14 protein-coding genes are annotated in these 14,220 nt (G+C 71.4%); 7 read left to right on the top strand and 7 right to left on the bottom strand.

Annotated elements, in window-relative coordinates:
- The first annotated feature begins 164 nt into the window (after nt 1-164).
- Nucleotides 165-1,103 carry a GlxA family transcriptional regulator gene (locus tag ACZ45Q_RS32685; RefSeq protein ID WP_468268318.1) on the top strand — a complete coding sequence of 313 codons (939 nt, stop codon included), beginning with the start codon at nt 165-167 and terminating at the stop codon, nt 1,101-1,103.
- A gap of 1,388 nt (nt 1,104-2,491) precedes the next feature.
- Here the strand turns inward: ACZ45Q_RS32685 and ACZ45Q_RS32690 are convergent.
- The 5 genes from ACZ45Q_RS32690 to ACZ45Q_RS32710 are packed head-to-tail and all read right to left on the bottom strand — an operon-like array spanning nt 2,492 to nt 4,513.
- The gene (locus ACZ45Q_RS32690) at nt 2,492-3,214 is read right to left on the bottom strand and encodes an ABC transporter ATP-binding protein (protein ID WP_468268321.1); all 723 of its coding nucleotides are present in this window, start codon (nt 3,212-3,214) and stop codon (nt 2,492-2,494) included.
- 35 nt (nt 3,215-3,249) lie between these two features.
- On the bottom strand, nt 3,250-3,492 hold the full coding sequence (locus ACZ45Q_RS32695; protein WP_468268324.1) for an iron chelate uptake ABC transporter family permease subunit: 243 nt from the start codon (nt 3,490-3,492) through the stop codon (nt 3,250-3,252).
- Nucleotides 3,492-3,794: an iron chelate uptake ABC transporter family permease subunit gene (locus ACZ45Q_RS32700; protein WP_468268327.1), complete on the bottom strand. Its 303-nt coding sequence runs from the start codon at nt 3,792-3,794 to the stop codon at nt 3,492-3,494. The genes ACZ45Q_RS32695 and ACZ45Q_RS32700 overlap by 1 nt, the downstream gene beginning before the upstream one ends.
- The gene (locus ACZ45Q_RS32705) at nt 3,791-4,165 is read right to left on the bottom strand and encodes an ABC transporter substrate-binding protein (RefSeq protein ID WP_468268330.1); all 375 of its coding nucleotides are present in this window, start codon (nt 4,163-4,165) and stop codon (nt 3,791-3,793) included. The genes ACZ45Q_RS32700 and ACZ45Q_RS32705 overlap by 4 nt, the downstream gene beginning before the upstream one ends.
- Before the next feature lie 27 nt (nt 4,166-4,192).
- Nucleotides 4,193-4,513, bottom strand: coding sequence for a hypothetical protein (locus ACZ45Q_RS32710; RefSeq protein WP_468268333.1), 321 nt, complete (start codon nt 4,511-4,513; stop codon nt 4,193-4,195).
- Between the two features lie 499 nt (nt 4,514-5,012).
- Between ACZ45Q_RS32710 and ACZ45Q_RS32715 the strand changes: the two genes are divergently transcribed.
- Genes ACZ45Q_RS32715 through ACZ45Q_RS32730 form a run of 4 tightly spaced genes read left to right on the top strand, consistent with a single transcriptional unit; the run spans nt 5,013 to nt 9,786 of the window.
- Nucleotides 5,013-6,203, top strand: coding sequence for a YcaO-like family protein (locus tag ACZ45Q_RS32715; RefSeq protein WP_468268336.1), 1,191 nt, complete (start codon nt 5,013-5,015; stop codon nt 6,201-6,203).
- Nucleotides 6,204-6,234: 31 nt separating this feature from the next.
- The gene (locus ACZ45Q_RS32720; protein WP_468268339.1) at nt 6,235-7,554 is read left to right on the top strand and encodes a TfuA-like protein; all 1,320 of its coding nucleotides are present in this window, start codon (nt 6,235-6,237) and stop codon (nt 7,552-7,554) included.
- 28 nt (nt 7,555-7,582) lie between these two features.
- Nucleotides 7,583-8,530, top strand: a complete 948-nt coding sequence (locus tag ACZ45Q_RS32725; protein WP_468268342.1) for a JmjC domain-containing protein — start codon at nt 7,583-7,585, stop codon at nt 8,528-8,530.
- Nucleotides 8,527-9,786: an MFS transporter gene (locus ACZ45Q_RS32730; RefSeq protein WP_468268345.1), complete on the top strand. Its 1,260-nt coding sequence runs from the start codon at nt 8,527-8,529 to the stop codon at nt 9,784-9,786. The genes ACZ45Q_RS32725 and ACZ45Q_RS32730 overlap by 4 nt, the downstream gene beginning before the upstream one ends.
- Before the next feature lie 299 nt (nt 9,787-10,085).
- Here the strand turns inward: ACZ45Q_RS32730 and ACZ45Q_RS32735 are convergent, their stop codons facing one another.
- The gene (locus ACZ45Q_RS32735) at nt 10,086-10,919 is read right to left on the bottom strand and encodes an alpha/beta fold hydrolase (RefSeq protein WP_468268348.1); all 834 of its coding nucleotides are present in this window, start codon (nt 10,917-10,919) and stop codon (nt 10,086-10,088) included.
- Between the two features lie 392 nt (nt 10,920-11,311).
- On the opposite strand from ACZ45Q_RS32735, the gene ACZ45Q_RS32740 reads away from it, so the two are divergent.
- Entirely contained in the window at nt 11,312-11,833 is a 522-nt protein-coding gene (locus tag ACZ45Q_RS32740) for a DinB family protein (protein ID WP_468268351.1), read from the top strand.
- Between the two features lie 888 nt (nt 11,834-12,721).
- Here the strand turns inward: ACZ45Q_RS32740 and ACZ45Q_RS32745 are convergent.
- Entirely contained in the window at nt 12,722-13,414 is a 693-nt protein-coding gene (locus ACZ45Q_RS32745) for a nitroreductase (protein ID WP_468268354.1), read from the bottom strand.
- A 110-nt stretch (nt 13,415-13,524) separates the two neighbouring features.
- Here ACZ45Q_RS32745 and ACZ45Q_RS32750 point away from each other — a divergent pair, with 110 nt between their 5' ends.
- Nucleotides 13,525-14,112 (top strand): TetR/AcrR family transcriptional regulator, encoded by a 588-nt coding sequence (locus ACZ45Q_RS32750; protein WP_468268357.1) that lies wholly within the window; start codon nt 13,525-13,527, stop codon nt 14,110-14,112.
- Nucleotides 14,113-14,220 lie beyond the last annotated feature (108 nt).

The following is a 14,220-nucleotide window of genomic DNA, read 5'->3' on the forward strand; positions in this document are numbered from 1 at the left end:
ATCGCAGTCAACCCGGTCCCGCCGCGATCTCCCAGTGGCAGGAGTGACACTCTTCGACGGGAAAACGCCACCCGTCTTTCTGCCGGGCCGGAGGTGCTGTGACATGGGGTTGTCCGGGTAGTGGTGCTCGTCCGCCGGGCAGAGGGAAGGGGTAGGTTCTCGCCATGCACACCGTCGCTGTTCTCGCGCTGGACCGGGTGATCCCGTTCGACCTGTCCACCCCGATCGAAGTCTTCACCCGGACCCGCATGCCCGACGGGCGGCCCGGCTACCAGGTCCGGGTGTGTGCCGAACACGACGAGACCGACGCGGGTGCCTTCACCCTGCGCGCCCCCTGGGGTCTGGACGGTCTGGAGGACGCGGATACAGTCATCGTGCCGGGCGTCGCCGATCCCACCGCCCCGCTCTCCGGCCCCGTGCGCGACGCGCTGCGGGCCGCCGCCGCAGCGGGAACACGGATCGCCTCCCTGTGCGTGGGGACCTTCCCCCTGGCCGCCACCGGGCTTCTCGACCACCTGCGGGTCACCACCCACTGGCGTGCGGCCCCGCTCCTGGCCACCACCCATCCGGACATCGACGTCGACGCCGACGTCCTCTACGTCGACAACGGCCAGTTCCTCACCTCGGCCGGCGCCGCTGCCGGCCTGGACCTGTGCCTGCACATGATCCGCCGGGACTACGGATCAGCGGTCGCCGCCGACGCCGCCCGGCTGTCCGTGATGCCCCTGGAACGGGAAGGCGGACAGGCACAGTTCATCAGCCACGACCACGCCCCGACACCGCAGGGCTCGGACTTCGAGGACCTGCTCACCTGGCTGCGCGACAACCTCAGTCGCGACCTCACCCTCACCGACATCGCCGCCCACGCCGGGACCAGCACCCGGACCCTCATCCGCCGCTTCCGCGACCACACCGGCACCACCCCCCTGCAATGGCTTCACCGCGCCCGCATCCGCCAGGCGCAACACCTGCTGGAAACCACCGAGCACACCATCGAACGCATCGCCACCCGCGTCGGCTTCGCCTCACCCACCACCTTCCGCGACCGCTTCAAACGCACCACCGGCATCACCCCTCACGCCCACCGACGCGCATTCAGGTGACCCTGCACCACAGCCCAGCCAACCCCACGCGGTCTGAGACGCGCTCGATCCGGAGCACGCTCTCACAGCCGCAGGCTCCCCGGACGAGCCACACGCACCGTCAACCGTCACGGCGGAACGACTCGCCGACGAGGCCGGAGCCCTCACCCCTGCAGGAGAGGCAGACCGCGGACTCGGCAGAAGAGGCACTCCCCGCGAACTCGCCGGCGGCCCACCGAAAGCAGTGAAGGACCAGGCGACCACCAAGGATGACCCGGCCCGCTCCCAGTCCGCGATGACCCGGCCGCCCCCAGTCCGCGCGGCCCAGCCACCCCCAACACGGGCGCTGTCACCACCCAGCAGCTCCTGCCCGCTCGTCGGCCTCTCAGTCGCGGCATGAGAATCTCTGGGCGTGGGCGGCAGCCCTCGCAGACTCGATGCCCCCCTGGTCTGCTTCGACGTACAGGAACACTGGCTCTGATCCCAGCGGATCGGCCTGCGCGTGATCCCGATCCGGGTCGCCTCGCCGTCGTCCTCCCCCACACACACATCACCGCCAGCGCGGATGGGTCACAGAAACGGAATGGGTGAGCCGCGGGCCGCAGGAAGTGGGGCACGCACCGTATGCCGCCCTCACCGACGAGGTGGACCGGCGTCAGGCAACCGGACAACTCTCACCGCTGAGAGCCGCGCAGGCCCTTCACACAGCACTCGCCGAAGCGGCCAGAGGGCTCAGGAGGCTGGACGCCAGACCGTCCGTGCCGGTTCACGTGTTCGTCGCCGAGCTGATCTCCGGTTCCGGCAGGCCGCACCCCGTCGATGCGACCTTGCCCCCACTCGACCCGGCGCTCCCCGAGCCCCGCCGTGGTCCCGAAAAGGTACAGCAGCGCAAGAGGCCGGCCGGCGACCGCGGGCTGCGCAGGAGGCGCCGGGCCTGCCGGCCGGCGCGGGACTGACGGTGGACAAGAACACGCTCGAGATCGCCACGCTGCCGCTCATACGTCATGGTGAGGTCACGCCGGAGCGTCTGCGGCGGGCGGTCAGGGCCTTCGAGGAGACCTACGAGGCACGCGGGCGGAGCTTCAGGGAATCGAGCGGGCTGACGCCCTGGCCGAGAGCGGAGACACTGGTCCGAGTGCTCTTCGGGCCGCGCCCGAAAGCTTACGGGGAGTGAATGGGGGTGGAACACCTCGAAGAACGCGCCCCCTCCCCCACCCCCACCAGTAGACGGTTGCTCGCCTCCAGGCCGGGCGCCCAGCGGTGGGCGACCGCGTCGGCGGACCGCACCAGCGGACACCGGTTGCGGGACAGCCCTCAGGGCGCCGGCTTGAGAAGGGCCCACTCGTGCCCATGGAACGCGCGGGCGGCGGCCGCTGCGCGACTCCCCCGCTCCGGGCCGCGCGTCCAAGTCACGGGAGACGGAACAGGCCCTCACCGTCCTCGTCGCCGGCGGCGACCACCGCCCCGTCCGCCAGGACACAGACCCGGTCGCAGTAGCGCAGCGCGAGGTCCAGGTCGTGGACGGCCAGGACCGTGGTGACGCCCAGTTCCCGTACGGTGCGCAGGGCCTCCAACTGGTGGCGAATGTCGAGGTGGTTGAGGGGTCCGTCCAGTACCAGGACCCGGGGTTGCCGGGTGAGGGCGCCGGCGAGCAGGACGCGTTGGCGTTCACCGCCGGACAGGGTGCCGATGTCACGGTCGGCCAACTCCGAGGCACCGACCCGGCGCAACGCCTCGTCGGCGATCCGGTGGTCGTGGGCGGAGGGGCTCTCCCAGGCGCGCAGACGCGCCATGCGGCCGAGCAGGACGACGCGGCGTACGCGCAGACCCGAGACCGGCTCGGACTCCTGCGGGAGGGCGGCGGTGTACCGGGCGGAGGCGGCGGCGTCGATGCCCAGCAGGTCGGCTCCCCCGACGAGGACGGTGCCGGTGTCCGGGGCGAGGGTCCGGTACAGGCAGCGCAGCAGGGTGCTCTTGCCCGCGCCGTTCGGGCCGACGACGCCCAGCACTTGCCCCGCGTCCACGCGCAGGTCGACGCCGCGCAGGACGGGGACGCCGGACAGGCGCGCGCTCAGCCCGCCGATCAGCAGCTCGGCAGCGGCATGGTCGCCCGTACCCGCAAACGCGTACACCCTGTCCGAGCCTGCCCGGGCGTTCTCGGCTGCGGTCACAGGGCCCCACCCCCGCCCGATCCCGTCGTCGCCGCATTGCCACGCCTGACCAGCAGCCACAGGAAGACCGGGCCGCCGCACAACGCGGTGACGACGCCGACGGGCAGCTCGGCCGGGGCGATGACCATGCGGGCGGCGACGTCGGCCCACAGCAGGAACACCGCGCCGAGCAGCGCGGCGACCGGCAGCACCCGCGCGTTCTCGGATGTCCGCAGCAGCGGCCGGGTGAACAGCGCCATCACCAGCCCGACGAAGCCGATCGCCCGCTCACCGCCACCAGCGCGCCCGTCAGCAGCGCGGTGACCACGAACAGTTCGGTACGCAGCCGGGACGGGCGCAGCCCCAGGCTGCTGGCGGCCTGCTCCCCGAGCAGCAGCGCGTCGGGCGGTACCCGGAACGAGCCCAGCACGATGCCCGCGGCCGCGCCGGCAACCAGGAGCACCACCAGCAGCGGCACCAGGCTGCGCGTCAGGATTCTCTCCGCGGGCCCGGCTGCGGCCCTCTGGTCCGTCGGTGTCTCGGCCGTTTCGGTTCGCGTCACGGCTGGGGGTGGAGCTCGTCGGCGATCTGGTGGGCCACCTCCGGGTTGCGGGGGCTCAGGGCGCCCAGGCCCGTCAGGCCCGCGACCAGGAACCGGTTCTCCTTCACGGCGGTCACGTCCCGCAGGACCGGGTCGGAGCGCAGTTGCTTGATTTTGGCATCGGCAGTGGCCTGGGCGGTGAAGTAGTCGACCACGAGGATCACGTCGGGGTCGCGGCGGACCACTTCGTCCCAACTGGTCTCTGCCCAGTCGGACGTGAGGTCGGAAAGGACGCTGCGTCCGCCGCCCGTCGTGACGAGCGTGTCGGCCAGCCCCTGTCCGCCGGCCACGGTGGGGGCGGTCTGTCCGGAGTCGAAGATGAGCACGTCCACCGGCTTGAAGCCCCTTCACCTGCCGTTTCACCGCGTCGAGTTGCTTGTCGAGGCGGGCATTGAGCTGTTCGGCGGCCTTCGGCTCCCCGAACAGGTGGCCCAGGGCGGTGACGGTGCCGGTGAGCGAGTCCAGGGTGAGTTCCTGTCGTTGGCCTCGCTGACCGTCGGCCCGAAACCACCGATCAGCACATCGGGCCCCAGCCCGATAAGGGACTCCTTCGACGGGTACGCCTTCTGCGACAGCACCGGAGGTGCACCTCGTTGTTCCGGCAGCGAGGAGCCGATCAGCCGGTCGCCCAGCCCCATGGCCGGCACCAGCTCCGTGGCCTGCTGGTTGAGCGTCACCACGCGGGAAGCGGGCTGCTCCAGTTCGCATCCGCTCGCCGCAACGCTCCAGACGTACGGCGGAGGAGCCGCCAGTCTCCCCGGCACTGCCGCCGGTATCTGTTCCCACCCCGCAGGTGGCCAGAGCGGCAATCCCTACTACGACCGACAGCAAGCGTCCACCCGGAGAACCAGCCACTCAAGCTCGTTGTTGCAAAGATCTTGCAGTAACTAATTCCTTGCAGAAGTTCGGGGTGTGGGCCAGAGTGACGGCAGGGCCCCACACGGGGGACCTCCGCAGGGGAAAGGAGGTGCACCATGCAGTACTCGAACGAGGAACTGTCTGAGGTCTTCGAGGTCGAGGAGACCGAAACGACGGAGACCGTGGTGAGCGTGGCCCACCACACCTGATCGGCACTGCCGAGATGAACAAGGGTGCGGGGCGGCCGTCCCGCCCGATGTCGTCCGTCCTGCGGACGCCGTCCCGCACCCCCTCATGCTCCGGAACCACGGGGGGAGTCGAGTGGCGCTCACGGACGGGGCCCTGAACATCCGGGCGAAGGGATACCGACGCGGCACGCACCGCGCCGTACCCCCCGAAGAGACCTGGCAGCGCATCCGCCCGCAGCTCGCACGGTACGGCGTGACACGCGTCGCCGACGTGACCGGGCTCGACGACATCGGCATCCCCGTCTTCCAGGCCGTACGCCCGGCCTCGCGCACCGTGTCCCTCTCCCAGGGCAAGGGCCTCACTCCCGCCGCCGCACGGGTGTCCGCCGCGATGGAAGCCATCGAGCTGTGGCACGCCGAGAACCCCCCGCCCGCCTCGGCCACCACAACCGCGCGACGACTCGACCTGTCGTACGAGCTGACCGACCTCGACCTCGCCGAGGGCTCCCTGCTCCACGCGGACCTGCCGCTGCCCTGGCTGGACGGCGAGGGGCTGCTGAGCGGTGACCCGATTCCGCTGCCCGAGCCTGCCGTCCGCCTCGACCACACCTACCGCGCCGAGTGGACACCGCCATTGTTCCGCACCACCAGCAACGGCCTCGCCTCCGGCAACACCGTCGCCGAGGCGACCGCCCACGCGCTCGCCGAGCTCTGCGAACGCGACGCGCTCGCCCGCCTGCGCGCCCGGCCCCGCACCGACTGGTACCGACTCGACCTCGGTTCCGTCGACGACCCGGACAGCCGGTCTCTCCTCGACCGGTACGCGGCAGCCCAGGTGTCCGTGGACGTCGTGGTCGCCGACCGCGAGCCCGCCTGCTTCGAGGCACGCATCCGCTCCGAGGCCCACGCCGTCACCTACACCGGCGCCGGCTGCCACCTCGACCCGGCCATCGCCCTCCTGCGCGCCCTGACCGAAGCCGCACAGAGCCGCCTCACCGCCATCGCCGGAGCCCGCGACGACCTCCCGCCGGTGCTCTACCGGGCGGTCGGCGAGCGCCCCCGGACCAAGGAAGACCTCGGCACCCGGACAGCCACGTGGTGGGGGCCACCGGCCGATGCGAACGACAGCGACTTCGAAGCCGACATCCACACCCTCGCCGGCTCCATCGCCACCCGCACCGGTACCGAACCGATCCGCGTCGTCCTGCCCAGCCCGACCGGCATCCCCGTGGTCAAGGTGATCGCCCCCGGCCTGGCCTTCGACGACCGAACCGACGTCAGCGCAGGCGCCGGGCGGCCCCGACCGAACGGGGATGCGCAATGAGCCGGGTCGGCGCGATCAACCGGGGGCCGCGATGAGCCGGGCCGGTGCGGCCGGCACGACACACGTGTACGCCGGTCCCTCATTGGACACCGAGGCCGTCCACGCCCTGCTGCCGGACGCGGTCGTCCATCCGCCCGTCCGGCACGGCGACCTGACGGGCAGTCCGGTCGGTGCGGGAGACCGGGTGGTCATACTGGACGGCCAGTTCTTCCAGTCCGCGTCCGTACGGCACAAGGAAATCTGTGAGGTCATCGCCCGCGGCGCCGCCGTGTACGGGGCGGCGAGTATGGGTGCGCTGCGGGCGGCCGAACTCGGGCCGTACGGCATGACCGGCAGCGGCATCGTCCACCGCCTGTACGCCACCGGGCTGATCGAACGCGACGACGAGGTGGCGCTCGTGCACACCGAGCCCGACGCCGGATCCCGCGCGCTGACCGTCGCCCTGGTCTCCGTCCGCGTCGCGCTGCACCGTCTGGTCCGTCGCCGGGTCATCGGCCCCGACGACGAAGCACGGTTGCTGACAGCCGCAGAAGAACTGCCCTTCACCGCTCGCACCTGGCGCGCCCTCCTGCATCAGGTCGACGGAGTGTCCCGCACGACGGCCGAGGCGATCCGCGATCTCGCCGAAGGCCCTGCACAGACCTGGGACATCAAGACCCAGGACGCCCGGTCCCTGCTCGCCCGCCTGGCCCGAGAGCCCATGTGGCCGGTCCCGTCTCCCGCCGTGCGCGTACCGACGACCGTGCACATGGAGAACTGGCGGCGTACCGCCGATGCAGACAGCCGCACCCTCCTCACGGCCGCGCAGATCTACGCCGACGACTACCCCGAGCTGCACCACCGGACGGTGCTCCAACTCCTCACCGGCAAGCACGAGGACGACCTGGACCGGCTGGAGCGGTACGGCATCGATCGCGCCCGGCAGCGGGGACTGCTGTCCGCCGCCGGACTCCGACACTGGCTCGGCGGCGAGGAGCCGGCCGCCGCCCACGACCAGCACGCGATCGCCCGCGCACTCGTGCGCAGCTACCGCTGGTCCTGCGGCGCGACCCCGCTCCCCGCCCTGGCCGACGCGGTCCGCGTGACCCCGGGCGCGGCCCGCCTGCGCGAGCTGATCACCGAGGCCGAGCAGCTCAACACCCAGCTGGCGGCCCGGGGTTACCCACTCCGTCGCGTCTCGCGGGCGGCCCTGCACCGGCACTGCCTGCGCCGCTGGAACACCACCGCGCTCGTCCCCGCCCTCTACGACCGGGGCTTCACCGACCTCGACGACCTCGACAGCCGGGCCGTGCCCTTCGCGGCGCACCTGGGCCTGGCCGATCCACCCCGCCTGCGGCTGCTGGACCGCTGAAACACCGCCACGAACAGGAGTATGGGCCATGGTGCTGGAACGCCTCGTCGGCGACACCGACGAGCTACGCGAAGCCTGGGAGACGACGCCCCTGCACTCCCGCCACCTGGGCGACTTCGACGACGTCTTCGGGCTGCCCCTCGCCGAGGACCTCGTCGTCAACCGCGGCCTGCGCATCCCCTACCTCCGGCTCCTGCGCGACGGCGGCTACGTCCCCGCCGCCCGCTTCACCCACCGCACCGGAACCGGCGCGGGCCAGGCCGACGGCGTCGCCGACCCGCACGCCGTCCTGCGTGAAATGGAACGCGGGGCCACCGTCGTCCTGCGCGGCCTGGTGCGCTACTGCCCCGAAGTCGCCGACTTCTGCCGGCGGCTCTCGACCGAACTCGGATTTCCCGTCTCCGCCGGCGCCTACCTCACCCCCGCGAACTCACGCGGCGCAGGACCGCACTACGACCCCATGTCGGTCCTGGTCCGCCAGGTCCACGGCATCAAGCACTGGCGGCTGCAAGCACCACCGGTGCAATGGCCGCGCGCGCTGCCGGCACCCGGAGAGCGCTACGACACCCCGGTGATCGGCGAACTCGACCTGTACCCCGGCGACTCCCTCTACATCCCGCGCGGAGTCGTCCACGACGCGTGGACCACCGACAGCGAATCCGTCCACATCACCTTCAGCGGCGACACCCCACCCATGTGGGCCGATGTCCTGCACGACCTCGTCGACCAGGCCGCCGCCTTGGACCCCGCCCTGCGCGAGACCTTCCCCTGGCGGTTCGGCGACACCCCCGAGACCGTCGCCGCCCAGGCCAAGCACCGCCTCGCCGCGCTGCGCGCCTTCCTCGGCACCGTCGACACCGACCAACTGGCAGCCGCCGTCATCGACCGCCACGCCACGCCCCCCGCCCCGGCACCCCGAGGAGGCCTCGCCACCGCCCTCACCGCGGGCACCCGCATCACGGAGCCGCCCCAGTGACATCCGCCGCCGGCCGCGACACCCGCTTCACACGCCTCCTCGCCGCCGCCACCCTCTCCAACCTCGGCGACGGCATCCGCGTGGTCGCGCTGCCCCTGCTCGCCGCGGCCACCACCCGCGACCCCTTCGCGGTCAGCGCCCTGACGGCCTGCATCTTCCTGCCCTGGTTCCTCTTCGGCCTGCCGATCGGCTCCCTCGTCGACCGCAGCCGCCCCGAGACCTTCATGGCCTGGGCGAACACCGCCCGCACCCTGCTCCTGGCCGCACTGGCCCTCGCCCTGCTGGCCGACGTCCGGTCCATGCTCCTGCTCTACGCCATGGCGTTCCTCCTGGGCATCGGCGAGGCCGCCTACGACAACGCCGCCCAGACCCTCGTGCCCCGCGTGGTCGCCGACGAGAAGCTGGAGCAGGCCAACAGCGCCCTGGTCACCGCCGAACGCGTCGGCCAGGACCTCGCCGGCCCGGCCCTCGGCGGCCTCCTCTTCGCCGTCTCACCGGCCCTGCCCTTCGGCCTGAACGCCGCCGCGATGCTCCTCGGCGTCCTCCTGCTCACCCGCATCCGCACCCAGGCACCACCCGCCAGACCACACGGACCCATCGTCCGCACCGTCGTCTCCGACGCGGCCGCCGGCATGCGCTGGCTCTGGCAGGCCCACTTCGTCCGCACCATCGTCCTCACCGGCGCAGCCCTCACCTTCTTCACGATGGCCTGGGAAGCCACCCTGGTCCTGCTCGCCCGAGGCCCCATGGGCGTCTCGGAGACCGGCTACGGCATCATGCTCGCCGTCGGCGCGATCGGCGGCGTCGCCGGCTCCCTCGCCACCCCCGTCCTCGTACGCCGCTTCGACCGCCGGGCCCTCCAGATCACCGCGATCGCCGCCACCGCCGCGTTCGACCTCGCTCTCGCGGCCTACCCGCACCCGGCCCTGGCCGCCCTCGCCTGGGGCGGCACCGGCGCCGCCTTCGCCGTCTGGAACGTCCTGTCCGTCACCCTGCGCCAGCGTCTCGTCCCCACCGAACTCCTGGGCCGCGTCAACAGCGCCAACCGCACCTTCTCCATGGCCGCCGTACCACTCGGCGCCCTGACCGGAGGCGTGGTCGCCGACACACTCGGTCTGCGCGCACCCCTGTGGATGGCCGGGATCGCCCTGACCGCCGTGGCGCTGACCTATGCGGTGCTCAGCCGCAACCACACAGCCACATACACGGCCCTCACTCCCGGCAACGACGAGCGCAAGATGACGGAACCGCAGTGAGCGACACCGGCAATACGGGTCACCGCCGGCGAGATGGTGTGACGGCTCTGTCTGCCCCGTTCCGGCACCTGGCCTCCTCTGCTCGCCGCGAGGAACAGCTCGGCCGTCAGCGCTCCTTCCCGCGGCGGCACCACCTGCGTCTGGCGTGTGTCGGCCGGCTTCTGCGCCGCCACGTGGTCCTCGCGCAATTGGTCGGCCAGGTCGATGCGCTGGGTGGGTGGCAGCAGGCCGGCGTGCCGGCCGGCCCGTGCGGCCGCTGGTGCTGTGACCGGGAGTCTCCGCCGGGTTGTCGGGTGGAGTCAGCGCGGGTTCTGGAGGAAGTCGAGGAGAGCGGCTGTGAGCTCGGCGGGCGCGTCTTCTTGGACGAGGTGGCCCGCACCGGCGATCGGTTCGAGTCGCGCGCCCGGGATGCGGGCGGCGAGCTCCCGTCCTTTCGCCAGGGGGATCCAGGTGTCGTCCTGGCCCCAGCACACCAGCGTCGGGATGCCGATCTCGCCGTACCGGTCCTGCACCTCGTCGGTGTAGATCTGGTCGGCCTGGGCGATCTGACGGTAGAAGGCCGCCTGGCCGGGGTCGCCGAGCCAGGGCCGGACGAGCCGGTCGAGGACTGCCGGGTGCAGGCCGGGGCTGCTGGCCGAAGCCACGTACTCGCGCACCAGGGCGTGGTGCAGTGCGGGCGGCAGCTGCTCGAAGACCTCGGAGTGCTCACCGACAAGCCGGAAGAACGGTGACCCCCACGGCGCCAGCGCGACGGGGTCGACCAGAGCGAGCGCGCGATAGCGGGCGCCGTGCAGCAGATGCGCCCGCAAGGAGACGGCACCGCCGAAATCGTGGGCGACCACCAGAGGTTCCTCCAGGCCCCAGTGCGCCAGAAGCTCGGCGAAGACTCTGCCCTGGGCAGCCAGGGAGACATTTTGGCCGGCGGACATCTCCGATGCCCCGTAGCCGGGCATGTCCCATACGAACACCTGGTGACGGCGGGCGAGTGAGCGGGCGACAGCCCGCCAGACATACGAGGAGAAGGGTGTGCCGTGCAGGAGCACGACCGGATCCTGGCCGGGTTGTCCCAGGCTGCCCCAGCGAACGTCGCCCGACGTGCTGCGGAATGTCTCTGCCAGCTTCCATTGACTCACGGGTGCGGTTCCTCTCGGCTGTACTTCCGGCCCAAGCGGGGTGACCGGACGGGGTTCGGGCCGGGCGGCCTGGTCACAAGGGGGTAGCGCCGTGCCCGAACACTGCGTTCACCTTAGGCCTGCTCACGCGGCGGTGGTCGTGAGCGGTCTGCCGCCCCACGCGAGCGGCATGACCAGGACGGGCGATCTGCACGAACTGCACCGCCCTTGTGGCGGAACCGACCGCGTGATCACCCGATGCCCCCGCTCCTGCCGGCCACTGCCGCTCGTCGAAGCTTCACCATCACCCGCGCATCGGCGGTCGCCCCCATGGGTTCGCCTGCCCTCCCGCGCGTGGTCGTGCTTTCCACAGGCCGGAACCCAGACGAACTCAGCGGTCTATCGTTGCGGTCATGGTCCCCCAGTCTTCGATGGAACCCGCCACCTTCCACGCGGCACTCCGCGACCAGTTCGAGGCCTTCCTCGATGAGCACCGGTCCGCGCTGCACGACAGTCTGAACGGGCTGACCGAAGAGCAGGCACGCCGGTCGCTGGTCACCTCCAAGACCACGCTGCTCGGCCTGGTCAAGCACGCCACGTTCGTCGAGAAGGTCTGGTTCGACGAGGCAATAACCTGCCGGTCCCGTACCGAGATCGGCATTCCCGACACGCCCGACGAGTCGTTCGACCTCCACGACGACGACTCCATCGCCTCGGTCCAGCAGGCCTACCAGCAGGCTTGCGCGGCGTCCCGACAGGCCACGGCACAGCTGACGCTGGACGACCTCGTACGGGGCAACCGCCGGGGCCCACTGCCACTGCGCTGGGTCTACCTCCACACGCTGCGCGAACTGGCCCAGCACTGCGGCCACGCCGACATTCTCCGCGAACAAATTCTCAGCGGCGCGTCATCTCGCCGGCCGCGAAGAGCCTGACCACCGGTGAGGTGCAGGCCCACGTGGCCGACCGAGGTGTATGGCGCCGAGGTCTCCCGTCAGGCCATCTCCACCACCACCGGCAAGGTCCTCGACCGCATGGCCGACGGGACTGGGACGAGATCGCCCCTCTTCAAGCCCGTCTGCACGGCGCCGACCGAGGAGGCCGCACTCGAGCGGTTCGCCCCCCTTCCTGCGGCTCGGCACCGGGATCCACCGCATCATCTGCATCGCGCATACGATCGAGTCTGTGACCTCCTGGACGCGGCAGGCTCACTCACCGTCGGGCGGCTTGCTCGATTTCTCGTGTGGCGGCGTCGATGTCCTGCTCGGTGGAGAAGCGGCCGAGGCTGAGCCGGAATGCGCCGAGTGCCCGGTGGTGGTCGATGCCCATGGCCGTCAGGACGTCGGGGGACTTGTGGCTGCCGGAGTGGCAGGCGGAGGCCGTGGATGCGGCGAGTCCGGTGGCTGCCTGCAGCCCTGCACTGCACGGACTCGTCCGGCAGCCACTGGGCTTCGCCCCGCTGTCCCGGGCCTCGGCCAGCGGCACACGACGTGGTCGACGTCGGTCCTGGTCACCTCCTGCCCGTCGTACCAGGAGAACCACAGGCCTCCTGACAGTGTGAAGCGGTCCGACACCGCCGGCGCCTCGAAGGCCTCAGTGAGCAAGACCTCCGCGCGGGTGTTGCAGCGGTCGCGGTCGGCGTCTACCCAATCCGACCCCGACTCGGGGTGGCCGGCGTCGGTGACCTGATGCCAGCACTCATCTCGCCATATGAGTGCTTCAAAGTGAAGAGCGCGGACAGAGACCGGAACGGGGACACAGCCTCCGCTGTGCGATACCTGGAGAAGCACGTCAGGTGTGCAACGGGCGCCCGGGGGCGCAGGCTACTGGCCGTGGAAGGCCGTGACCTCTTCGAGTGCAGCCCGCTCGGTCATGACGTGGTTCACCGGCGCGGCCTCGTCGGCGTAACCGAAGGAGATGCCCACGAGCAGTCGCCCTCCGGTGACTGCGAGTTCGGCGCGGACCGTGTCGGCGTAGAAGCTCAGCAGTCCCTGTGGGCAGCTCGCCACGCCGTACGCGGTCATCGCCAGGAGCAGCGTCTGCATGTAGGCGCCGACGTCCGCGGCCAGCCGGGGCCCGCCGTCCCCGGTGACGAACAGGAACGCGGCGTGCGGCGCGCCGTAGAAGCGCAGGCTCTGTGCGTCGTAGGCCGCCCGCGCCTGGTGGTCGTCGGGGCCGATGCCCAGTGCTCCGTACAGGTGGGCGCCGAACGCCGCCCGGCGCGTCTGGTGCGCCTGTGTGTACATGTCCTCGGAATACGGGAAGTCGGCCGAGGTGCGGTGCGCGGCGTGGGCCTCCTGCAAGGCGTCCGCCAGGCGCTCACGCGCGGTGCCGCTCACCACCTCCACCCGCCACGGCTGCGCGTTGGAGTTGGACGGCGCGGTGCCGGCCAGCGAGAAGATCGCGCGCATCGTGTCCTCGGGCACGGCGTCCGGACGGAACGCGCGGGTCGCGTGGCGGCCGCGTATCAGCTTCTCCGCGCAGCCGCTCAGCTCGGTGGGGACCGGCAGGCTCATGGAACACTCCTCGACAGAACACGATGTAAACGGAACCGTTTACCTTGCAGGTACGGCGTAAACGTAGCAGGCGCCGCCCGTCGAAGTAAACGCAGGCGTACACTTGGCCTGTGAGTGCGACGACTACGGCCTCCCCGGGGCGCGGGCGTGGCGGACGGGAGCGCATCCTGGCCGCCGCCGCCCGGCTGTTCGCGGTCCAGGGGATCAACGCGACCGGCATGGAGCAGGTCGCGGAGGCAGCACCGGTGTCCAAGCGGACGCTCTACGCGCATTTCCGGACCAAGAACGACCTGGTGATCGCCCACCTCGAGGACCTCGCCTCGTCGGGGGCGACCCTGGAGAGTGTGCTGACCCGCGAGGACATCCCACCGCGCGAGCGGATCCTCGGGCTGTTCGACCAGCCCGCGCCGGACGCGGAACCGGTGCGCGGCTGCCCGTTCATCGATGCCGCGGCGGAGTTCCCCGACCCGGACAGCGCCGTCCACTCCTACGCCCGCGAGCAGAAACTGCGGATGACGGGACTGGTCACCGCGCTGGTGACGGAGTTGGGCTGCCGCGAGCCGGCCGCACTCGCCGAACAGCTCGTCACCCTCGCGGACGGGGCGGCCAGCCGGGCCATGGTGCTGGGCGAACCGGACTACGGCCGGCACGCACGGACTGCAGCGGAGACCCTCCTCGCACACGCCCTCGCGGAGTGACCCAACGGCCACTGCCGCTACGCGGCCGAATGGGCCGCCACCGAACTCCGCTGGGACCTACCACGGACACCACCGAACAGGCCACCCGCGACCACCTCGCCCGACCCT

The sequence above is a fragment of the Streptomyces sp. NPDC031049 genome, assembly GCF_055571015.1.